At 45.8% G+C, this 21,891-nt stretch carries 23 protein-coding genes; 8 read left to right on the plus strand and 15 right to left on the minus strand.

Annotation, left to right across the window (positions count from 1 at the left end):
- Nucleotides 1-307 precede the first annotated feature (307 nt).
- Nucleotides 308-1,234 (plus strand): heme A synthase CtaA, encoded by a 927-nt coding sequence (gene ctaA / locus ACWJJ5_RS06870; protein WP_007611205.1) that lies wholly within the window; start codon nt 308-310, stop codon nt 1,232-1,234.
- 97 nt (nt 1,235-1,331) lie between these two features.
- Here ctaA and pyc read toward each other — a convergent pair whose 3' ends face one another.
- The 4 genes from pyc to glsA form a co-directional block, all read right to left on the minus strand.
- A complete protein-coding gene (gene pyc, locus ACWJJ5_RS06875; protein WP_454022298.1) occupies nt 1,332-4,778 on the minus strand; it encodes a pyruvate carboxylase in 3,447 nt (1,148 codons plus the stop codon).
- A 75-nt stretch (nt 4,779-4,853) separates the two neighbouring features.
- Complete coding sequence (locus ACWJJ5_RS06880) at nt 4,854-6,065, minus strand: FtsW/RodA/SpoVE family cell cycle protein (RefSeq protein WP_070081777.1); 1,212 nt, start codon at nt 6,063-6,065, stop codon at nt 4,854-4,856.
- A 205-nt stretch (nt 6,066-6,270) separates the two neighbouring features.
- Complete coding sequence (locus ACWJJ5_RS06885) at nt 6,271-6,552, minus strand: YlaN family protein (protein ID WP_003154494.1); 282 nt, start codon at nt 6,550-6,552, stop codon at nt 6,271-6,273.
- Nucleotides 6,553-6,659: 107 nt separating this feature from the next.
- Nucleotides 6,660-7,589, minus strand: coding sequence for a glutaminase A (glsA, locus tag ACWJJ5_RS06890; protein WP_003154495.1), 930 nt, complete (start codon nt 7,587-7,589; stop codon nt 6,660-6,662).
- 104 nt (nt 7,590-7,693) lie between these two features.
- On the opposite strand from glsA, the gene ACWJJ5_RS06895 reads away from it, so the two are divergent.
- Nucleotides 7,694-8,170: a peptidyl-prolyl cis-trans isomerase gene (locus ACWJJ5_RS06895; protein WP_146276710.1), complete on the plus strand. Its 477-nt coding sequence runs from the start codon at nt 7,694-7,696 to the stop codon at nt 8,168-8,170.
- Here the strand turns inward: ACWJJ5_RS06895 and ACWJJ5_RS06900 are convergent.
- Entirely contained in the window at nt 8,165-9,493 is a 1,329-nt protein-coding gene (locus tag ACWJJ5_RS06900) for a PhoH family protein (RefSeq protein ID WP_146276708.1), read from the minus strand. The two genes, ACWJJ5_RS06895 and ACWJJ5_RS06900, sit on opposite strands and share 6 nt — an antisense overlap.
- Before the next feature lie 154 nt (nt 9,494-9,647).
- Here ACWJJ5_RS06900 and ACWJJ5_RS06905 point away from each other — a divergent pair, with 154 nt between their 5' ends.
- Together ACWJJ5_RS06905 and ACWJJ5_RS06910 are read left to right on the plus strand one after the other, a co-directional pair.
- A complete protein-coding gene (locus ACWJJ5_RS06905; protein ID WP_003154498.1) occupies nt 9,648-10,271 on the plus strand; it encodes a YhcN/YlaJ family sporulation lipoprotein in 624 nt (207 codons plus the stop codon).
- 101 nt (nt 10,272-10,372) lie between these two features.
- Nucleotides 10,373-10,582: a YlaI family protein gene (locus tag ACWJJ5_RS06910; protein ID WP_003154499.1), complete on the plus strand. Its 210-nt coding sequence runs from the start codon at nt 10,373-10,375 to the stop codon at nt 10,580-10,582.
- Between the two features lie 41 nt (nt 10,583-10,623).
- Here the strand turns inward: ACWJJ5_RS06910 and ACWJJ5_RS06915 are convergent, their stop codons facing one another.
- Nucleotides 10,624-10,944, minus strand: a complete 321-nt coding sequence (locus ACWJJ5_RS06915) for a YlaH-like family protein (protein ID WP_014304952.1) — start codon at nt 10,942-10,944, stop codon at nt 10,624-10,626.
- A 56-nt stretch (nt 10,945-11,000) separates the two neighbouring features.
- The gene (gene typA / locus ACWJJ5_RS06920; protein ID WP_003154502.1) at nt 11,001-12,839 is read right to left on the minus strand and encodes a translational GTPase TypA; all 1,839 of its coding nucleotides are present in this window, start codon (nt 12,837-12,839) and stop codon (nt 11,001-11,003) included.
- Between the two features lie 111 nt (nt 12,840-12,950).
- On the opposite strand from typA, the gene ACWJJ5_RS06925 reads away from it, so the two are divergent.
- Both ACWJJ5_RS06925 and ACWJJ5_RS06930 read left to right on the plus strand, forming a co-directional pair.
- Entirely contained in the window at nt 12,951-13,139 is a 189-nt protein-coding gene (locus ACWJJ5_RS06925) for a YlaF family protein (RefSeq protein WP_003154504.1), read from the plus strand.
- Between the two features lie 310 nt (nt 13,140-13,449).
- A complete protein-coding gene (locus tag ACWJJ5_RS06930; RefSeq protein WP_017417716.1) occupies nt 13,450-14,067 on the plus strand; it encodes a hypothetical protein in 618 nt (205 codons plus the stop codon).
- Between the two features lie 37 nt (nt 14,068-14,104).
- Here the strand turns inward: ACWJJ5_RS06930 and ACWJJ5_RS06935 are convergent, their stop codons facing one another.
- Genes ACWJJ5_RS06935 through ACWJJ5_RS06950 form a run of 4 tightly spaced genes read right to left on the minus strand, consistent with a single transcriptional unit; the run spans nt 14,105 to nt 17,113 of the window.
- The gene (locus ACWJJ5_RS06935; protein WP_146276706.1) at nt 14,105-14,398 is read right to left on the minus strand and encodes an anti-sigma factor family protein; all 294 of its coding nucleotides are present in this window, start codon (nt 14,396-14,398) and stop codon (nt 14,105-14,107) included.
- A complete protein-coding gene (locus ACWJJ5_RS06940) occupies nt 14,395-14,916 on the minus strand; it encodes a sigma-70 family RNA polymerase sigma factor (RefSeq protein WP_024085267.1) in 522 nt (173 codons plus the stop codon). Before ACWJJ5_RS06940 ends, ACWJJ5_RS06935 begins: the two co-directional genes overlap by 4 nt.
- Nucleotides 14,917-15,186: a hypothetical protein gene (locus ACWJJ5_RS06945; RefSeq protein WP_070081772.1), complete on the minus strand. Its 270-nt coding sequence runs from the start codon at nt 15,184-15,186 to the stop codon at nt 14,917-14,919.
- Nucleotides 15,176-17,113: a hypothetical protein gene (locus ACWJJ5_RS06950; RefSeq protein WP_146276704.1), complete on the minus strand. Its 1,938-nt coding sequence runs from the start codon at nt 17,111-17,113 to the stop codon at nt 15,176-15,178. Before ACWJJ5_RS06950 ends, ACWJJ5_RS06945 begins: the two co-directional genes overlap by 11 nt.
- 322 nt (nt 17,114-17,435) lie before the next feature.
- On the opposite strand from ACWJJ5_RS06950, the gene ACWJJ5_RS06955 reads away from it, so the two are divergent.
- Nucleotides 17,436-19,001, plus strand: coding sequence for a M4 family metallopeptidase (locus ACWJJ5_RS06955; protein WP_077722166.1), 1,566 nt, complete (start codon nt 17,436-17,438; stop codon nt 18,999-19,001).
- A 51-nt stretch (nt 19,002-19,052) separates the two neighbouring features.
- Here the strand turns inward: ACWJJ5_RS06955 and ACWJJ5_RS06960 are convergent, their stop codons facing one another.
- From ACWJJ5_RS06960 to ACWJJ5_RS06970, 3 genes are all read right to left on the minus strand, one after another.
- Entirely contained in the window at nt 19,053-19,505 is a 453-nt protein-coding gene (locus ACWJJ5_RS06960) for a GNAT family N-acetyltransferase (protein ID WP_173612724.1), read from the minus strand.
- Nucleotides 19,492-20,289, minus strand: coding sequence for an inositol-1-monophosphatase (gene suhB, locus ACWJJ5_RS06965; protein WP_173612723.1), 798 nt, complete (start codon nt 20,287-20,289; stop codon nt 19,492-19,494). The genes ACWJJ5_RS06960 and suhB overlap by 14 nt, the downstream gene beginning before the upstream one ends.
- Before the next feature lie 133 nt (nt 20,290-20,422).
- Complete coding sequence (locus ACWJJ5_RS06970) at nt 20,423-20,611, minus strand: hypothetical protein (RefSeq protein ID WP_003154513.1); 189 nt, start codon at nt 20,609-20,611, stop codon at nt 20,423-20,425.
- A gap of 236 nt (nt 20,612-20,847) precedes the next feature.
- Here ACWJJ5_RS06970 and ACWJJ5_RS06975 point away from each other — a divergent pair, with 236 nt between their 5' ends.
- Nucleotides 20,848-21,480: a DUF1054 domain-containing protein gene (locus ACWJJ5_RS06975; RefSeq protein WP_070081768.1), complete on the plus strand. Its 633-nt coding sequence runs from the start codon at nt 20,848-20,850 to the stop codon at nt 21,478-21,480.
- 34 nt (nt 21,481-21,514) lie between these two features.
- Here the strand turns inward: ACWJJ5_RS06975 and ACWJJ5_RS06980 are convergent, their stop codons facing one another.
- Nucleotides 21,515-21,781, minus strand: a complete 267-nt coding sequence (locus ACWJJ5_RS06980) for a UPF0223 family protein (protein ID WP_007409667.1) — start codon at nt 21,779-21,781, stop codon at nt 21,515-21,517.
- Nucleotides 21,782-21,891: the final 110 nt, after the last annotated feature.

Below are 21,891 nucleotides of genomic sequence, written 5' to 3' on the forward strand. Positions count from 1 at the left end.
TTAAGACCTGCAACTCTATCATACAAGATAATGACCTGTAAAAAAACATCCTCTTAAATATTAAACGAGAAACAGGAATTTATTTGTGAACTTTTTATGAATTTTACCAAATCCGCCGGTTTCATAATAAAGCGGTTACTTTATTTCTATCAGACCCATCTGGAATAATCAACCCCATTATCTAAGAAGTCCTGATTCTATTATATTTTTGTGAACAAACAGAATTGAGAATTGCCACAAAACACATATTCGCTTACACTTGGTACGTATATCATTTTGTCCAGTTTGTTAAGAAGGTGAATGTAAAATGAATAAAGCTTTGAAAGCGCTCGGCGTGCTGACGACGTTCGTTATGCTCGTCGTGCTGATCGGCGGCGCTCTTGTCACAAAAACAGGATCGGGTCTCGGATGCGGAAGGCAGTGGCCGCTTTGCCACGGCCGGTTTTTCCCGGAGCTTAACGCCGCTTCTATCATTGAATGGAGCCACAGACTCGCAAGCGGTGTCTCAATCGTTCTCGTGCTGAGTCTCGCTTTTTGGGCATGGAGAAAAGTCACGCCTGTTTTCCGTGAAACAACCTTTCTCGCCATTATGTCCATTATCTTTTTATTTTTACAGGCGCTTCTCGGCGCATTAGCGGTTGTTTTCGGATCAAATGCGCTCGTTATGGCGCTTCATTTCGGCATATCGCTGATTTCTTTCGCTTCTGTTCTGATTTTGACGCTGCTCATATTTGAAGCTGATAAATCAGACAAAAAGCTCGTCAAGCCGCTCAGAATCGGCAGGAAAATGCAGTTTCATATGATCGGCCTTTCGATTTACACGTATATCGTCGTTTATACGGGGGCTTATGTCCGCCATACGAAATCAAGCCTTGCCTGCCCTGACGTTCCGCTTTGCAGCAGGCTGAATCACGGTCTTCCGTCCCATTTTCAGGAATGGGTGCAGATGGGCCACAGAACGGCAGCGCTGCTTCTGTTCGTATGGATTCTTGTCGCTTTTGCGCATGCGGTGCGCTCCTACAAAGACCAAAAACAGATTCTTGGGGGCTGGATAGCGGCTCTTGCCTTTGTTGTATTACAGGCGCTGTCCGGAATTATGGTTGTTTATTCAGAAATGGCCACCGGCTTTGCACTTGCCCATTCGCTCTTTATTGCCGGCCTGTTCGGCGTCTTATGCTATTTCTTATTATTAATCGCCCGCTTCCGCTATGAATCAAAACAGCGGAACATCTGAGGCACACGAAAAGGCCGAAGCATCAGAGCTTCGGCCTTTTTACATATAAAAAACCTGATCGCACACGGGGCGGATCAGGGTTTTTTATGTTCATTTTTTACGCTTTTTCAATTTCGATCAGTAAATCGCCTGTCTGAATCGGTTCACCGTTTTTCACATGAATCTGCTGTATCGTCCCGGAGAACGGCGCCTGTACCGTCGTCTCCATTTTCATCGCTTCATTAATCATCAGATGATCGCCTTTATTCACCTTTGCCCCGGTTTCCGTTAACAATTTAATGACTGTTCCCGGCATAGATGCCGCAATGTGGCTTGGGTTTGTCCGATCTGCTTTTAATTTTTCCTGCACGGACGATTTAATGCTTTCATCTTTAATGACCACCTCGCGCGGCTGGCCGTTCAATTCGAAATAAACGACACGTGTTGCATCTGGCTGCGGTTCACCGATAGATACAAGCTTCACGATCAGCGTTTTTCCGCGCTCGATTTCCACTTCGATTTCTTCACCGAGTGTCATGCCGTAGAAGAAAGTCGGTGTGTCCAATACGGAAATATCACCGAAGCGTTCAGCCGTTTTAACATATTCAGTAAACACCTTCGGATAAAGAGCATACGCGATTGCGTCCTGATCACTCAATTCCATCTGATGCGTTTCTTTCCATTCTTCTTTAATGCCTTCAAAAGATACCGGTTCAAGCAGCTCCCCCGGTCTTACCGTGATCGGCGTCTGTCCTTTCAGAACGAGCTTTTGCAGTTTTTCCGGAAATCCGCCGTGCGGCTGGCCGATCTGCCCTTTAAAGAGCTCAACGACTGAATCCGGAAAATCAAGCGTTTCGCCTTTATCATAAACATCTTGTTCTGTTAAATTGTTTTGCACCATGTAAAGCGCCATATCTCCGACGACTTTGGAAGAAGGTGTTACTTTCACGACGTCGCCGAACATGCGGTTGACGACGCTGTACATGTCTTTCACCTCATTCCAGCGATCGCCCAGGCCGACTCCTTTTGCCTGCTGCTGCAGATTGCTGTACTGGCCGCCCGGCATTTCATGATTATAAATCTCAGTATGCGGAGACTTCATCCCGCTTTCAAATTCACTGTAATACTGACGGACGGATTCCCAATATTGTGACAGTCTTTCCACCTGCCGGACATCCATTTCAGGACGGCGGCTGTTTCCTTCAAGGGCATGATAAAATCCGCTTGCGCTCGGCTGTGAAGTCAGACCCGCCATTGAGCTGACGGCGACATCCACGATGTCCACACCCGCTTCAACAGCTTTGGCATAGAGAAAGACGCCATTGCCGCTCGTATCATGCGTGTGAAGATGAACGGGAATATCAATCGTTTCCTTCAGCGCTGAGATAAGTTCGTATGCGGCTTGAGGTTTCAAAAGACCGGCCATGTCTTTAATGCCGAGAATGTGCGCACCAGACGCCTCAAGCTCTTTCGCCATAGAAAGATAATATTGCAAATCATATTTCGTCCGGGTCTTATCAAGAATATCTCCCGTGTAACAAATCGCAGCCTCCGCCACTTTTCCGGTTTCACGGACGGCATCGATGGCCAGCGTCATCCCTTTTACCCAGTTCAGGCTGTCAAAGATCCGGAATACGTCAATACCTGACTCCGCTGACTGCCGGACAAATTTTTGGATGACATTGTCCGGATAGTTTGTATAACCGACGGCATTTGATGAACGAAGCAGCATCTGGAACAATGTGTTCGGCACTTCCTTGCGAAGATCTTCAAGGCGTTTCCAAGGGTCTTCTTTTAAGAAACGGTACGCTACATCAAATGTCGCGCCTCCCCACATTTCAAGGCTGAACAGTTCAGGCCACAGGGCAGCCGTAGGATTCGCGATTTTTTTCAAATCATTGGATCTGATCCGGGTTGCAAGCAGGGACTGATGGGCATCCCTGAACGTTGTATCGGTCAGGAGCACGGATTTTTGCTCTTTCACCCAGTCTGCAAGCCCCTCAGCGCCTCTTTCATCAAGGATTTGTTTCGTACCGCTTGCCGGCTTTTCCCCGATACCTAACGTAACGGTCTGAGGCTTATCAAATGCAGGTTTTTCTTTTTTCCCGATTCCCGGAAAACCATTCACCGTGACATTGCCGATATAAGAAAGCATTTTTGTTCCGCGGTCCTTCTGTTTTGGGAAAACAAACAGCTCAGGCGTTGTGTCGATAAACGATGTGTCGTATTGGCCCGTCAGAAATTTTTCATGCTTTGCCACGTTTTCAAGAAACGGAATATTGGTCTTAATGCCTCTGATCCTGAATTCCTGCAGGTTGCGGACCATTTTCGCTGATGCCTGTTCAAACGTCAGCGCCCATGTCGACAGCTTGACGAGCAATGAATCATAATAAGGCGTGATGACGGCGCCCTGGAAGCTGTTTCCCGTATCAAGGCGGACGCCGAAACCGCCGCCTGAGCGGTAAGCCATAATTTTACCCGTGTCAGGCATAAAGTCATTCAGCGGATCTTCAGTGGTCACACGTGATTGTATCGCATACCCGTTTGTAAAAATGTCTTTCTGCTCTGGGATATTGACGGCACGGCTGTGCAGTCCGTGGCCCTGCGCAACGAGAATCTGCGTCTGAACGATATCAACCCCCGTTATCATTTCCGTAATCGTATGCTCTACTTGTACGCGCGGGTTCACTTCAATAAAGTAAAATTCACCGCCCGCTACGAGAAATTCCACGGTCCCCGCGTTGATATAGCCGACATTTTTCGCGAGCGCCACAGCCGCTTCACAGATTTCGTCCCTTAATTCAGGCTGCAAAGATACACTCGGCGCCACCTCAATGACCTTTTGATGGCGTCTCTGAACGGAACAGTCCCGCTCATACAGATGGACGACATTGCCTTCTTTATCTCCGATCACCTGAACTTCAATATGCTTAGGATTTTCAATCAGTTTTTCAACATACACTTCATCGTTTCCGAATGCGGCTTTCGCTTCTGATTTGGCCCGCTCAAACGATTCTTTCAATTCGCTTTCGCTTCGGACGATTCTCATTCCGCGGCCTCCGCCTCCGAGCGATGCTTTAATAATAAACGGAAATCCGTGGACTTTTGCGAATTGTTCGACATCTTTTATTGTTTCAGCCGGTCCGTCACTCCCCGGAATAACGGGGATACCGGCTTTTTCCGCCTGCTCCCTCGCCTTTACCTTATCTCCGAACATATCCAAATGCGCTGACGTCGGTCCGATGAATACGATGCCCTCTTCTTCACAGCGTCTCGCAAATTGGATATTTTCAGAGAGAAATCCGTAGCCCGGATGAATGGCATCAACGCCGTTTCTTTTTGCGATCTCAATAATCCCTTCAATATCAAGATACGCGTCAATCGGTTTTTTGCCTTCCCCCACAAGATAAGCTTCATCCGCTTTATAGCGATGATAGGAGCCCGAATCTTCTTTTGAATAAACGGCTACCGTTCTGATGTTCAATTCTGTGCACGCCCGGAAAATCCGGATCGCAATTTCTCCCCTGTTTGCTACTAACACTTTTTGGATGGATTGTTGTGACAAACTTTTCTCCCCCTTGGCCTAATAAATATGTAGTTTATAATAAAGGAATATCCGCCCTGTGTATACACTTGTTTTTTAGAGATACACAGATTTTTCCGTCTGCCGTCTTTTTACCCCCTTAGACGGAACGGGCTCCCTCTTTTTCTTCTTTTCTGAGTACTTGACATGCATGCTGACATTCACCAATATACCGGCGCTCGTTAATAACAAAAACATTGATGATCCCCCGTAGCTGATAAACGGCAGCGGAACACCTGTGATCGGAATTAAACCGCTGACACCGCCGAGATTGATAAAGGTCTGAATCGCAATCATGCTGGATATCCCGATTGCCAAAAGGCTTCCGAACGGATCTTCACATTTTCTCGCAATATAAAAACCTTTTAACACCACAAAAGCCAGCAGCACAATGACAAACAGGACGCCGAAAATGCCGAGCTCCTCTGAAATAACCGCCATAATAAAGTCTGTATGTGATTCAGGCAGATAACCGTATTTTTGAATGCTTTCTCCAAGACCGAGACCGAAAAAACCGCCTGAGCCGATCGCATAATACGAATTTATAATCTGCAGACCTGATGTGCTGGCGTATTTAAATGGATTTTCAAGGCTTTCAAACCGGCTCATACGCCCGGGTGTCAAAATATCGTCCCATTTCAGATAGATGATCGGGCTGACAAGGAGTAATACGATTCCCGCCATGAGAACCAGCCTGAGCAGGGTCCTTCCGCTGAATCCCGAACACATAATGACGCAAAACGCAATCAGACCGATAATCATCGCCGTTCCGAAGTCGGGCTGAATAGCGATAAGCGCACAAATGACTACGGTGACGATCACCGGCGGCGCAACCCCCGTCAAAAGCTGATCGATGTAGCTTTGTTTCTTTGCGTACACCGCGGCAAGATACAGTATCAGGGACAGCTTGACAAATTCCCCCGGCTGAATGGCCATTCCGCCGATTTTAAACCAGCTTTGCGCATTTCCGGCAACATGTCCGAAAACAAACAGCGCGCAAAGCGCAGCCACTGACGCAAGCAGTATGATTTTCTGAATCTTTTGATGGGCGAACACTTTGTACGGAAAAACGGCGGCGATAATAAACAGCACAAACCCCGCGATGACGGCGAACAGCTGCCGTTTAAAGAAATAGTCGCTGCTCACGCCGTAACGCATAACGGCGGTAATCATGCTTGAGCTGTATACCATTACCAACCCGAAACTGCACAGCAGAATGATAGCGCATATCAATGAATAATCGTAAGATTTTAACATTCTTTTAAACATAACATCCTCTTTCCTGCTTAAAGCTTACGTTTAATACCTATTGCGTATTATATTTTACTATAATTCATAAACAATTTACGCAGTTTCTTTATAGTTTTTCGGATGAAATGCAGATTAAGAGACCGTCTTACGAAAAGAAGATGCAAAAAAAACGGTTTACGGTTATAAAAAAACCCAAACCGTTGAATAGTTTGAGTTTGATCATTTATTTTCCTGTAAACGCGTCATGCAAAGCAGACAGTTCTCTTTCAAGTCTGTCCAGCAGCTCTTTGCCGTCGTTTTCGTCAACTAATCCCAGGCGGACAGCAAAATCGATTTCCCTCGACAGTCCGAACATCTGAGTATCCAAGACCTCTTCATACAGAGGACATTGAGGCATCGTTAAGTTATCCATTTGTACTCGGATCAGCTTCAAAATCTTCTCAGCATCTAACTTCAACAGCTCGAATGCTTTCTGCTGATGGTCAACTATAATCTCTGAAGCCAAAAGTATCCCTCCGTTCCCCAGGCGAGTACCTAATTCTTCTATTTATCATAAAGGGTATCAGATGAAATTGCAAGAGGATTTAAGCAGATGTTATGATAAAAAATGTTTCAAAAAATACTCAGCCTGTATTTCTCAGACATGATTTCCAAAAGCTTCACACCCGCGATGCTGTTGCCTTTTTCATCAAGCGCCGGGCCGAATATACCGATTCCGAAGTTGTACGGCGAAATGCCCATGATTCCTCCCGAAACGCCGCTTTTAGCGGGAATGCCGACCTTTATTGCGAATTCCCCGCTCGCATTGTACATGCCGCATGTCACCATAAACGTCTTGCAGATTCTCGCCACATCTTTTTTAATGACCTGCTCCCCGGTTTCCGGATGCTTCCCGTCAAGGGCGAATACACAGCCGATTTTGGCTAAATCCAGACTGCTCATCTTAATCGCGCACTGTTTTGTATACAAATCCATGACCTCTTCAACATCGCCTTTAAAAATGTCATACTGCTTCATGTAATAACACATGGCCCGATTAATCATGGAAGATTTGAATTCCGATTCCGCGACATGTCTGCAATATGTAATGTCCTGATTGTTCGCAAGTCTTCTGATGAATCCGAGCAGGTAATCCAGGCGGTCTTTCGGCGAATGCCCTTTAATTAAACCCGTAACGATGAGAGCTCCCGCATTAATCATCGGATTTAAAGGCTTGCCCGGATTCACTGTTTCAAGCTTAATCATGGAATTAAACGGGTCGCCGGTCGGCTCCTGACCCACGCAGCTGAACACCTTTTCCTTTCCGTAATCCATCAGTACGAGCGCCAGAGAAAGCACTTTCGAAATGCTCTGCAGCGTAAATGTCCGGTCGGCGTCTCCTGCCGTCAGACATGTATTTTCCGCATGATAAATCGTGACCGAAAGGCTGTCTTGTTCAGATTCAGCCAGAGCCGGAATATAGTCTGCCACTTTGCCTTCTTCAGTCCTTTTTTTCGCTTCCTGAACTAATGCGTCCAGCTCTTGGTAATGCCGGCATACCATGTCGATCATCCTCACTTCGCTGCCGTTGTATACATCTAAGTTTGCGACGCAAAGTGACAATTCATGCGAAAACTTTTATACTTTAAGTAAAGGGGGGCTTCAACATGAGCGTTATTCAAGTAAAAGGCAATGTTACATACCCGATTACAATTGATCCGAGTGTCTGGATTTTCGATGACCGCAAGTTTCCGTTTGAAAACAATCAGCCCGTTCATCCGGACGGCTCTGCAGAAACCCAGGAGCATACGCTTGATCCGGAACGGGTGATCAGAGAAGGGCGCATTTCGCCGCCGACTTTAAAAAGCGAAAAACGTTATGAAAAAGAAAGACTGATGAACGGCAGCTTCGCCATGAAGCTCGGCGCTGTTTTAGCAAATGCCGAGCCGAAAAAAAGCGCTGTCCTGTGCGCATTTATTTCAAAATCAGAAAGAACCGAAGTGCCGCTCGAAAAGGCGATGGACGCAATCGCGCATTTCAGCGATGCGGGAAAACCGCTTCAAGACGGCGGTCCGGTCCATTTTTACGTGGACGGAGACTTTGAAAAACCGATAACGGGCGTCACAGAAATCGAAGTTTTATAACAAATCGGCGGCAAGCTGTGCAAGGCCGGATCTCTCACCTTTCACAAGCTTCACGCTGCCGGAGACGGTTTGTCCTTTAAACCGCTCTACAACATAAGCAAGTCCGTTGTTTAAACTGTCTAAGTATGGGTGATCTATTTGCTCCGGATCGCCCATCAGGACAATTTTGCTTCCCTCTCCCACCCTTGTCAAAAGCGTTTTGACCTCGTGCCTCGTCAGATTCTGAGCCTCATCAATAATAATAAACTGATCCGGAATGCTTCTTCCCCGAATGTATGTCAGCGCCTCCACCTGAATCGATCCGATTCCTGCCAAAATCGCTTCAAGTTCACCCGGCTTTTTCGCATTGAATAAAAATTCAAGATTATCAAAGATCGGCTGCATCCACGGCTTGAGCTTTTCCTCTTTTTCGCCCGGCAAATATCCGATATCCTTTCCCACCGGGACGATGGGACGCGCGACGATCAGCTTTTTATAAATACCGAGATCCTCCGTCTGCAGAAGCCCTGCCGCGAGAGCAAGCAAGGTTTTTCCCGTTCCCGCTTTTCCAATCAGGGTGACAAGCGGGATATCTTCCCTCAGCAGAAGTTCGAGCGCCATTGTCTGCTGGACGTTCTTCGGCCTGATACCCCATACGTGCTCATCATCGAAAACGAGTCTTTTTACGGTCTCGCCTTTCTTATCCGCCATGCCGACCGCAGACGATGATCCTCCTAATTCATCTTTCATCAGCACAAATTGATTCGGATAAACCTGATGCTGCTGAAGCTCCTTGACTGAAATTTGTTTGTTTTTATAAAACGAGGCAAACCGCTCTTTATTCATAAATATATCTTTGTACCCGCTATATATTTCATCATGGTCAACGACTCTGTCGTTTAAAAAATCCTCCGCCAAAAGCCCGATGGCATCCGCCTTTACCCTGACAAGCACATCTTTGCTGACCAGGATGACGAGGCGGCCGTTTTCTTTCGTTTCCTCCTCAAGGCTTAAATTTTTTGCCACCGCCAAAATGCGGTTATCATTCGTTTTTTCGATAAAAATTTCTTGGAGCTGATGAAATGACCGGTGGTTCAGTTCAATTCTGAGCGTTCCTCCGCTTTCAAGCGGAACTTTCTCGTGCAGCCTTCCTTTCTCCCTGAGCCCGTCTATCAGCTTAGATACGTGCCTCGCATTTCTCCCGACCTCGTCCATATACCGCTTTTTTGAATCGACCTCTTCCAGCACGACGGCGGGGATGACAACTTCGTTTTCTTCAAAGGAAAAAATGGCGTTAGGATCCTGCAAAAGTACATTCGTATCTAACACATAAATTTTACTCAAGTCTCAGCCTCCTGAAATAAGGATCAAAGCCCATCGTGTGCTTCTCTTTCCGCGAAAAACGGGGATGCCTGCTAAAATATATGATTTGGTGAATAAAGATAGAAGGTTAATTCAACAATAAAATAAATGAAAGCATTCAAGGAGGGAATCTGACGTGCGAATTCTTTTCATTATCATACAAGCCTTGTTTATCCTGACCGGCTGCACTGCTGTACAGGACGGCCGCGGCCGCAATATCCAGAACGAATCAACCGATCAGCGTGATGCAAAACCGATTCATGTGAAAAATACGGCTCCTGAGACAGCTGAAAATCCCGGCCGGACAGACATCGCTAAGCATCTCGTCGAAGTAACCGAAAAAATCCCCGGCATTTCAGATGCCACCGCGGTTGTACTCGGAAGATACTCCGTTGTCGGAATCGATGTGGATGACAATTTAGAAAGAAGCAAAGTGGAGAGCATTAAATACACGGTTGCCCAGGCGTTAAAAAACGATCCTTACGGCGCCAATGCCGTTGTCGTGGCTGATCCTGATACGGTTTCCCGTCTGAGAGGCATGGGCAGCGACATTAAAGCCGGCCGCCCCGTTTCAGGCATTTTGGACGAACTTGCCGCCATCGTCGGTCGTGTCATGCCGGAAGTCCCGAATGATGTGACCGACAATGAAAAAGAATCACCGACTCAATCGAATGATGATCAGCTGAACCAAAGAGACCAGAACAAGCTGCAGAACGAACAGAACGATCAATCGGATCATCATATGAAAAACCGCCAGTAAAAAGCAGCGCCCGCTCCAAAGGAAGGGCGCTGCTTTCTTTCCCTTTGGCAGGAGGGGCATCCATGATATAATGCTTGTCATAGTGAAAGAGGTGAAAATCAATGAGAGTAAAATGTTCCATTTGCGACAAAATCGAACAAATTGATGATGAAACACTGACAGCCAAACGCCTCCGCAATCGTCCGATTCATACATATATGTGCCGGGAATGCCATGACCGAATCAAAATCAAAACGGAGGCGCGGCTGAATACCGGACACTTTTCCTTTCATCCCGGACAAAAAGCGAAAAAAGATAAACTGAAAAAATAAACCGAATAAAAAATGACCCGCCGGAAGGCAAGGTCATTTTTTTATTGCGGTTTAGCTGACTGGCTTTTTTTAGACTGGTGCAGACGGATTTTGTAAATGATCAAAATCAAGGCGGCGACAACAAGCCCTTCTCCGACCGGCAGAAACACACCGAAAAAAGTCAGCACGGTGCAGCCGAGCACGAGAAAGAGATAAACTGCCGCAGCCTTCAACACCGGCAGCCGTTTGGCAAAGCCGAGTTTAAATACAATCACCGAAAGCACGACGATCGTTCCGTATAACAGCCACATTCCCGCCAGCGGATGCTCATCCACTTGGTAAAGAGCCGCAAAGAACGACAGCCGTTCACTTACTTCATTCAAAAAGATCCCCCTCCCCTTTTCCGTTCGGGTTCTACCTTTTCAAATTCTGCAAGTGATTAAGACATTCCTGCTGTTTTTTTCTTTTTCGCCGCTTTTTCACGTTCGTTTTTATTCAGGATTTTCTTTCTTAAACGGATGGATTCCGGCGTTACTTCGCAGTATTCATCCTCGTTTAAGTACTCGAGTGATTCTTCAAGCGACATAATGCGCGCTTTCTTAATCGTAGTCGTTTGATCCTTCGTAGCGGAACGGACGTTTGTCTGCTGTTTCATTTTGCTGACATTGACGACAAGGTCATTGTCACGGTTATGTTCGCCGACAATCATGCCTTCATATACTTCTGTTCCGGGCTCAACGAAGATGACGCCGCGGTCTTCAATACCTTGAATTCCGTAAGATGTCGCTTTTCCGTTTTCCATGGAAACGAGCACACCTTGACGTCGGCCTCCGACTTGGCCTTTTTGCATCGGCTGATAGCTGTCAAACGTGTGGTTCAGGATACCGAAACCGCGTGTCAGTGACAGAAACTCAGTAGAATAGCCGATGAGTCCGCGTGATGGTACGGTAAAGATCAGGCGGACCTGGCCGTTTCCGTTATTAATCATATCAAGCATTTCGCCTTTTCTCGCACCCATTGATTCCATAACAGAACCAGTATGCTCTTCAGGCACGTCAATCTGCACGCGCTCAACAGGCTCGCAGCTGACGCCGTCGATTTCCTTAATGATAACTTCAGGTTTAGACACTTGAAGCTCATAGCCTTCACGGCGCATGTTTTCAATTAAAATGGACAGGTGAAGCTCACCGCGTCCTGAAACAACCCATGCGTCTGGTGATGCAGTCGGTTCGACACGAAGACTGACGTCAGTTTGAAGCTGCGCATTCAGACGCTCTTCAATTTTGCGGGCTGTGACATATTTGCCTTCACGGCCTGCAAACGGGCTGTTGTTTACGACAAATGTCATTTGAAGCGTAGGCTCATCAATGCGCAGAACCGGCAGCGGCTCATGGTGGTCAGCCGGACAAACCGTTTCACCGACGTTGATGTCTTCCATGCCCGAAACGGCAACAAGGTCTCCCGCTCTCGCTTCTTCAATTTCCACGCGTTTCAATCCTTGGAAACCGAAGATTTTCGTTACACGGAATGATTTAACCGTTCCGTCAAGTTTCATCAATGAAACCTGCTGACCCACTTTCATCGTGCCGCGGAAAACGCGTCCGATACCGATACGGCCGACATAATCATTGTAATCAAGCAGCGCCACTTGGAATTGAAGAGGCTCTTCGGCGTTATCTACCGGGGCAGGGACATGTTCAAGAATCGTTTCATACAGTGATTCCATGTTTTCGTCCTGCTTTTTCGGATCCAGACTTGCCGTTCCGTTAATCGCAGAAGCGTAGACGACAGGGAACTCAAGCTGTTCTTCGTTTGCGTCAAGCTCGATGAACAAATCAAGCACTTCATCAATGACTTCTTCCGGGCGGGCGAAATCACGGTCGATTTTGTTTACGACGACAACCGGATTTAAGTTCTGCTCAAGGGCTTTTTTCAGTACGAAACGGGTTTGCGGCATGCAGCCTTCATATGCGTCAACGACTAACAGAACGCCGTCAACCATTTTCATAATCCGTTCTACCTCTCCGCCGAAGTCGGCGTGTCCCGGAGTGTCCAAAATATTAATGCGTGTATCTTTATAGTTAATCGCAGTATTTTTCGCAAGAATTGTAATACCGCGTTCACGTTCAAGATCGTTTGAATCCATTGCGCGTTCGGCAATATTTTCGTTGGCACGGAATGTTCCGGCTTGGTGAAGCAATTGGTCTACCAAAGTCGTTTTCCCATGGTCAACGTGGGCAATAATCGCGATGTTGCGAAGATCGTTTCGAAGTTTCACATTTTCATCTCCTAAAAAAATTAGATAACTTTCATATTATACCACACATCCTCTTTAAAAGCGTTACGTTTTTCTGTAAACTGAAAGTATGACGTTAAAGGGGATGGAAATATGAAAAAATTGAATTGGCTCTTATTATTATTTGCATTCGCAGCAGTCTTCAGCATGATGCTGATCGGCGTATCAATCGCTGAGAAAAGCGCATGGGGCATCATCGGAAGCATTGTTCTCGTTATCGCCATGATGGGAAGCGGTTTCACCGTAAAGAAAAAAATGCGCGAACAGGGACTGCTTGATTAAAAGCATGACCCTTTGCAAAATTCCGTAAACATGGAAAGACAATATCTTATGAAGCCTGAATCAAAGATTCAGGCTTTTTTATATCCTCAAAACAGGCTCCAGATGTAAGGCTTATCTCCCCCGCAGCCTAGTCAGGAAGCCGGAAATGACGGCCCCCATTCTAGTTACATCAGCAGATTCCCTCAGAATATACAGTCTGAAATAGTCCGGCATCGTTATGCAGAAAATACCATACCTCCTATATCAATTCCATCATTGTCTTTTTATACTTGTGACTGTAAGCAAATACACATGACAAGGAGAGAATGAAATGAAAACATCTTTTTTGAAGAAAACCGCTGTAACTGCCGCCGCAACCGCCTCAGCCGCCTTGCTTGCATTCAGTCCGCTTGATTCTGCCGGCGCAAAAACGATCCAGGCAAATGAACCACATGCCCTGCAGGCTTCCGGAGAGAAAACACCGGAAGACGCGGCAAAACTCATTGACATCATCAGCCAATCCATTTACGAAAAAGACGGCGTCTATTATTTTGACGGTGAAAAAGCGGTTGAATTGGGATTAGATAAAGAAACCGCACAGACCATTCAAAAGCTGTGGGACAGTTCAACCGAATTTTTAACCGTTCTTTCTCAATGTATTGAGAAAACGGACGGCGAATATACATTTAATAAAGAAAAAGCGGTGGAGCTCGGATTTACGGAAAAAGAGGCCCTTATCGTTGATCAGCTGTTCACCGCTTTTTCCCAAAGTCTTCATATCCTTCAATCTGCGCTGATTGAAGAAGACGGTGTGTATACGTTTGATCAGGACCTTGCTGAAAAAGCAGGAGCAGGAAAAAAAGAAGCAAAGCTGTGTGCCGGATTCTTTAATTCACTGCCGCAGGAATTGCTTGAAGGCATTTATACAGCCTTTCATCCGGCTGAGTAAACGGATAAAACGCCCGGTCATTCAGCCGGGCGTTTTTTTAAATCAGCAGTTTAAGGATCAGCATGATAAAGAAAACAGCGCCGAACAAACCGGCTGCTTTTATCAGCAGCTTCCCGTAATACCGTTCCTTAAACCGCCTTTCTTCTTCTGCATAACAGGGGGGCGCCTTCATCTCAGGGATGCCGAGGTCAAGCGGCGCCTTCATCATATGATATAAACTCCCGCACTTACCGCATGATTCAAGATGGCGGGAAATAAACCGCTCCGTTTCTGTTTCACAATCGCCTTCAATATATAAAGGGAGTAAATCTCTCACTAAACAGCAAGTCATATCTGTCCGTCCTTCCTTTTTTCCGCCAAGTGCTGTTTCAGCTGCATTCTCGCCCTGTACAGGGTGCTCTTCACCTTCGAAAGACTCCAGTCCAAAACATCAGCAATCTCTTCGTAAGACAGCTCTTGAAATTCCCTCAAAATTAAAACGGTCTGCTGATCGCTTTTCAAACGCTGAATCTGCCCGGTCAGCGCATTCTGAGTGTCTGTCCGGGCGACGTAATTCTCCGGCAGTTCATATGTTGTTTGCTGAAGCCCTTCATTCAGAGTGATATCTGAAAATTGATATTTTCTATCACGTCTGTACCAATTGATGAAGGTATGATGGGCAATTGCATAGAGCCACGTTCTGATAGACGAGTGGCCCTTAAATGAATCAAGCCCGTTAAATGCTTTCATAAATGTATCCTGAGCGAGGTCTTTAGCGGTTTCAGCATGTTGTGTGCGTCTGTAAAGGTAATACATAATATCTTGATAATGTTCACGATACAGCTGTTCAATTGACATCTTGTTTTTCATTTAAAAGTAAAACCACACTGTCATCCAGATTGAGAGCACAATGAAGAATCCGTACAATCCATACGTCAGGCATTTCATGTATTTAATCTGGCGGATATCGCCGGACGGCGCACTCAAGCCATGTTCATTCTGCCGTTTTCTGTTTTCCGCCTCTGCTCCGAATAAATGCTCATGTTCTTTCATCCACTGGAGCGTGCCGCCTTCAAGTTCTCCTTCTTTATAAAGGTCGTATAAATCGAAGAAGACAGCCTTTTTTTCTTTATTGTTCATAAAGGTTCACCGCCTCGTAAGTATCCGCGTTCACTACATATACGTCATGACGGTTTGAACCGAACGGCTGAATAATGACGAGCCATGCGTTATATGTTACGCCGGCTTTCACCGCTATGACAGGCTTCACCCGCTTTTTGTAAATGATGCCGTTATATGCCCCCGCCACTCTTTTGAAGGCTGTTTCCCCGTCTCTGTATGTATGCGGGAATGTTTTGGCGCTTACCTGTCCGTAGAATGAGACCTCTTTCATGCCTTCTTCATTCCGGAGCGTAACGAATGTGCCTTCAGAGTTTTCAAAAACGAGAGTGCCTTCCGATTTGTCAATTTGTCTAAGTTTTGAAGTATCCGCGCCCAGCAGCAATGAAAAGAGCTTCTTCTGAAGTTCTGTTTTTGTTAAAACGGTGCTGTCAGGTGAGACTCTGATTTTCATAAGACGTCCGGATGCTGCATCAAATATCAGCTCCGTTCCGTTAGTCGCAGTTACGGTCAAACTGCTGCCGATCAGGCTGTTTATAGCTGTATTTGTAATTTCAAATGTCTGATCAGGCATTTGCAGCGTACGAAAGGCGGCTTTTGTTGCTTTCACTATGTCTTTTTCCTTCATATGCACCTGCGGCAGGGACTCAAACTGATAAATAGACGGATCTTCTGAAAAACCCATAATGGTGTCTTTTTCCCAGTAAAATACTGTGCCTGAATCTTCGTGTTTCGTCCCTTGTCTTTTCGGCGCAATCTCCACGATAAACTGTCCGTCTTCTTTTTTCACTGTTGTCTGAATGCCTTGTGTTTTTATTTTTCGGCCGTGCGCCGACAAGAAATCCAGCGACTTTTTCCGGTATTCCTCTTCTGTAAAAGTGCGGCCTTCCGGTTTTTTAAGATATTGATAATTTGTAATCAATCGGGAAACCTCGTCCACTTCCGCTTCATAATCTTCCGTTTTAAAACGGTAAAAGTAATGGAGGTCCTGATTGGTCTCTGTTAAATAAATCGGATTCTCAGCCGGAAAAAATGACGTAAGGATCCGTTCCGCTTGGTCTGAAGTGATATGTTCACCCACATTATCAACAGAATCTTCAGCTATCGGCTTTGAAACCGCAAAAGCTGCATCGCCCGCATTGTATACCGGGTTCAAAAAGACAATAAAACCAGCGGCCGTTGCCGCCGCAAGAAAGCTTTTCGTCCGCTGTCTGATCCTGTCTGACCGATGAAATAAATGATGGGTCATCAGAAAACCGACCATCGTTAAATACACCGTAAATGGGAGAAGTCTGCCGTAATCTTTTGTTACACCTGCCGAGGGCGCAGCGAGCACCCACACCAACAGCCCGATGACCCCGGCATAAAACACGCCGATAAAAACGGGTCTCGGTTTCCAATACATTTTAAAGAATAAAACATTCATAGAAATCAGAAGTAGTAAAACAACCGTAATAAAACATAGCATCGAAACTATATCCTCCCCCGCCATCGCATCGGGACTGTTATTCCAGAAAGTGAAAAAACTGAAGATCAGCTGAATGACGGGCAGTGTCACCACAGTGAGATCAAAGGTATAAAATATGCCCTTTCCCCTCTGCTTCTGCGGCATGAGCATATAGTGAAACGCGGTGAGCAGCACATACCCATACATTAAGAGATGAACGATCGGAAGAAGCTCTCTTTCTTCCGATATCAAATAGTTCGCGCTAAAGCGAGTACTCTGCACCTGATGAACCAATTCAACTGTTATGCCCGCCAATAATACGGCCCTGAGCAGAATTCCTGAATAAAACCAAACTCTCTCACGGCTGATTTTCGGATGAAAAGTCAGCGCGTATAAAACAGCAAGGCAGACGGCTGACCACTGAATGATCAACACGCTTTGTCTGCTTAAAATGAAATATCTGTCGAAATGCTGAATAAAATGACTGAAAATCTCTGACATCTGAAACAATCCTTTTCGTTTATTAAGGCCTCACCTGTTTAGACAAACGGCTATAAAAAAAGTTTTACAGATCGGAACATTTTTCCTCTATCATTTTTCCCGACTTCATTTGTCATTTTTTTCAGAATAAATCGCATCATTCGACTCATGTCTGATTCAACACGTGTCTCTCGGCTTATCCCCTGACGCTGCCCGCCGGAAGCCTTTACGGGACGATTCTATCAATTCATCAGCGGAGTCTAGTTTTATATTGCAGAATGAGAGAATGCTGGTTTATTATAACAATATAAGTTTTCATTATTTTCAAAAAGGGGGATTTATTGTGGGTTTAGGTAAGAAATTGTCTGTTGCTGTCGCCGCTTCCTTTATGAGTTTAACCATCAGTCTTCCGGGTGTTCAGGCCGCTGAGAATCCTCAGCTTAAAGAAAACCTGACGAACTTTGTGCCGAAGCATTCTTTGGTGCAATCTGAATTGCCTTCAGTCAGTGACAAAGCAATCAAGCAATACTTGAAACAAAACGGCAAAGTCTTCAAAGGCAACCCTTCTGAGAGACTGAAGCTGATTGACCACACGACCGATGATCTCGGCTACAAGCACTTCCGTTATGTGCCTGTCGTTAACGGTGTGCCTGTGAAGGACTCGCAAGTCATTATTCACGTCGATAAATCCAACAATGTCTATGCGATTAACGGTGAATTAAACAACGATGCTTCTGCCAAAACGGCAAACAGCAAAAAATTATCTGCAAATCAGGCGCTGGATCATGCTTTTAAAGCAATCGGCAAATCACCTGAAGCCGTCTCTAACGGCAACGTTGCAAACAAAAACAAAGCCGAGCTGAAAGCAGCGGCCACAAAAGACGGTAAATACCGCCTCGCCTATGATGTAACCATCCGCTACATCGAACCGGAACCAGCTAACTGGGAAGTAACCGTTGATGCGGAAACAGGGAAAATCCTGAAAAAGCAAAACAAAGTGGAGCATGCCGCTGCAACCGGAACAGGTACGACTCTTAAAGGAAAAACGGTCTCATTAAATATTTCTTCTGAAAACGGCAAATATGTAATGCGCGATCTTTCGAAGCCTACCGGAACACAAATTATTACGTACGATCTGCAAAACCGACAATATAACCTGCCGGGCACGCTCGTATCTAGCACTACAAACCAGTTCACAACTTCTTCTCAGCGCGCTGCGGTTGATGCGCATTACAATCTCGGCAAAGTGTATGATTATTTCTATCAGACGTTTAAACGCAACAGCTACGACAATAGAGGCGGCAAAATCGTATCTTCTGTTCATTACGGCAGCAAATACAATAACGCGGCCTGGATCGGCGACCAAATGATTTACGGAGACGGTGACGGTTCATTCTTCTCGCCTCTTTCCGGTTCAATGGACGTCACGGCTCATGAAATGACACACGGCGTTACACAGGAAACAGCCAACCTGAACTATGAAAATCAGCCGGGCGCTTTAAACGAATCCTTCTCTGATGTATTCGGGTACTTCACCGATACTGAGGACTGGGATATCGGTGAGGATATTACGGTCAGCCAGCCGGCTCTCCGCAGCTTATCCAATCCGACAAAATACGGACAGCCCGACCATTACAAAAATTATCAAAACCTTCCGAACACTGATGCCGGCGACTACGGCGGCGTGCATACAAACAGCGGAATTCCGAACAAAGCCGCTTACAACACGATTACAAAAATCGGCGTGAAAAAAGCGGAGCAGATTTACTATCGCGCACTGACGGTATATCTCACTCCGTCATCAAGCTTTAAAGATGCAAAAGCAGCTTTGATTCAATCAGCGCGGGACCTTTACGGCTCTCAAGACGCTGCAAGCGTAGAAGCGGCCTGGAATGCGGTCGGCTTGTAAACAAGAAAAGAGACCGGAGAAATCCGGTCTCTTTTTTATATCTGCAACATTTCACAATGGCTTCACCATGATCATATATGTCTTTTCCCGATCGTCTTTTTCAAGCTTAAGCTGTTCAAAGCCGCATTGACTTAAAAACAAAACCCATTCCTGCTTTTCCAGGGGAACGGCTGAAAACATCGCTTTATGCTCTCCTCTCAGCCGGCCCGCAATCTCTTCAATGACCGCGCGTCCGATTCCTTTCTCTTTTGCCTCCGGAGCGACGGCCACGGTTCCGAGCCACGGTTTTCCGTTTGAAGGCGCCCATTCCAAATGAAAACTGACGGCGGCAGGAGCGCCGTCAATCTCCCATACGAGCCACGTTCCATTGTACATGGAGTATGCAAGCATAAACTCCGCCGCATTTTTTGTTCCGAACTCTTCCTTTTTCCACACCGGGTGCGATGCCGCCAGCTGCTCCAGAAACCCGAGATCTTCTTCTTCAAAATCTCTACCTGTCAGCATGTAAATAGTCGTCAAAGATACTTTTATGTATAGCCGGATTGCCCGCAAGCACGCTGTGGTTGTCTAAAAACGTGAACGGTTCGCCGTCTGTGGTCGTGTAAATGCCCCCGACTTCGTTCAGCAGCACGCAGCCGGCAGCGTAATCCCACGGCGCGAGCCTCATCGTAATGTATGCGTCAATGCGGCCGGCCGCAACACTGGCCAGCTCAAGTGCCGCCGAACCGTAGGAACGCGTTCCTCTGACCCGTTTTACGAGCGGCGCCAAAATACTCGGGTCAATCCTTCTGTTTTCCGTCACCCATGTGGCATTGATTGCAATAATGGCTTCTTCAATGGAAGCTTCTTTTAAAGGAGCAAGCGGCGCATCGTTCAGATAAGCCCCTTTTCCGCTGAATGCGTGATACAGTTCGTCCTGCATCACATCATAAATTAAGCCGATTTTGCCTTTTCCGTCTTCAAAGATGCCGATGGAGATCGCGAAATGCCGCTTTTGATGGACAAAATTCATCGTCCCGTCAATCGGATCAATGATCCAGACGATTCCGTCAAGGGAGCGGAGTTTATCCCCCTGCCCTTCTTCTCCGAGAATCCGGTGTCCGGGAAAAGTTCCTTGTATACGGTCAATGAAAAAGCGCTCCGTCTCTTTATCAATATTTGTGACTAAATCATTCGGATTTGATTTTGTTTCAATCGTCAAGCTTTCCTGCATGGATTGTCTGATTCTCGTTCCGGCTTCTTTTACCCATTGTTTTGCGATATCATCAATTTCCGTCCAATTTGTCATACCGTGTACCTCTTTTCTATGTATAGCTTATTCTATAGCATACTGATAAAGGCGATGAAAAAGCAAGGAAAATGAAAAAAATGCCTTCTCACGTAAAAACGAACCATTTCCTGCGGTTCGTTTTTACTATTCTTTATCCGTTAAGCCGAATCCATTCTTTTCTGAGACGTTCCAGTTTTCTTTTGCTGAGATCGATTTGATCTTCATTCTCTTTTTGCATGGCCTCATACAGGGTTGCCAATTCATAATCAACCTCTAGTCTCCAGACAGCTACACGGTTATTTTTTTCCTCCCTGAATCCTTCCTTCACCACTTGCCTCATTGTCTTTCGCCCCTTCCAGAGATCATTTGTTAAAAAAGCATCCCATTTTTCCAATTTATTAATGATACTTCTTATATCGTATGGAAACTTATATTCGGCTGTAACAACATTCTTAAAATTGTGTGTTTACCTATTCGTTTTTTACCACCAATCCTCTCGTCTCAAACGTTCTCAATGTTTTTGCGGCCGGCGGCGGCTGTGGTAAAATATGAATACTTACGATAAGGAGGAAAAAGATGACTCAGATGCGTTTTACAAAAGAAAACTTCGATACATTTACAATAGAAGGTTTAGATCCGCGCATGGAGGTGTTAAAAGAACAAGTCCGTCCGAAGCTGACCTTGTTAGGAGAGCATTTCGCACCGACATTGTCAGCATTGACAGGAGATGAAATGTTCCCGCATGTCGCCAAGCACGCGAGAAGATCTGTCAACCCGCCGGCTGACAGCTGGGTTGCCTTTGCCAACAGCAAACGCGGCTATAAGAAACTCCCTCACTTTCAGATCGGTTTATGGGACACCCATATGTTTGTATGGTTTGCCATCATTTATGAATCTCCGATAAAAGAGGAATACGGCAGATTGCTGGAAGCGAAGCAGGAGGAAATCACAAAACAGATTCCCGGTCATTTTGTATGGTCGCCGGATCATACGAAGCCAGGTGCGTACAAGCAGTCCGACATGGATCAGGAGCAGCTGAAAACATTATTTGAACGCCTGCAGACAGTGAAAAAAGCAGAGCTTTTATGCGGCATTCAGCTGCAAAAAGAAGACGTGATCAACATGAACAACAATGAATTCCTGCAAACCATTGAAGATGCTTTTAGGAAGCTTTCCTTTTTATACACACTGACTCAGAAAGTCTCATAACATAAAAAGCGGGCCGATTGCCGGCTCGCTTTGTCTACATTTTGATAATCGCTTGATCTGATTGTTTCGCCTGTTTCACAGTCCGATACGGGGAATAGGTGCTGTCAGCTTCAAATTGGCTGCAGATTTTCTTTTCTTCCGCTTTCCCGGGAACGATTTCTTTAAAGCGGCGGTACGCATTCAGAAGTCTGTCTCGGTCAGCTCCTTTTTCATAGGCGTTTTCCACCTGCTGAAAAAAAGCAATGACATCCACGGCCTCCTCTGTCGTCCAGTCCTCATTCATCGGATATTGATATTCCAAATGTCTTCACTCCTTTATCATCATGCTCAAAATAAGCATCTTCCATAGATCATAAATTGTTCTTTACTTTCTTTCAAGTTCATAATATAATTCATTTGTTTTACGTTTAA

The organism is Bacillus sp. JK74 (genome assembly GCF_053663395.1).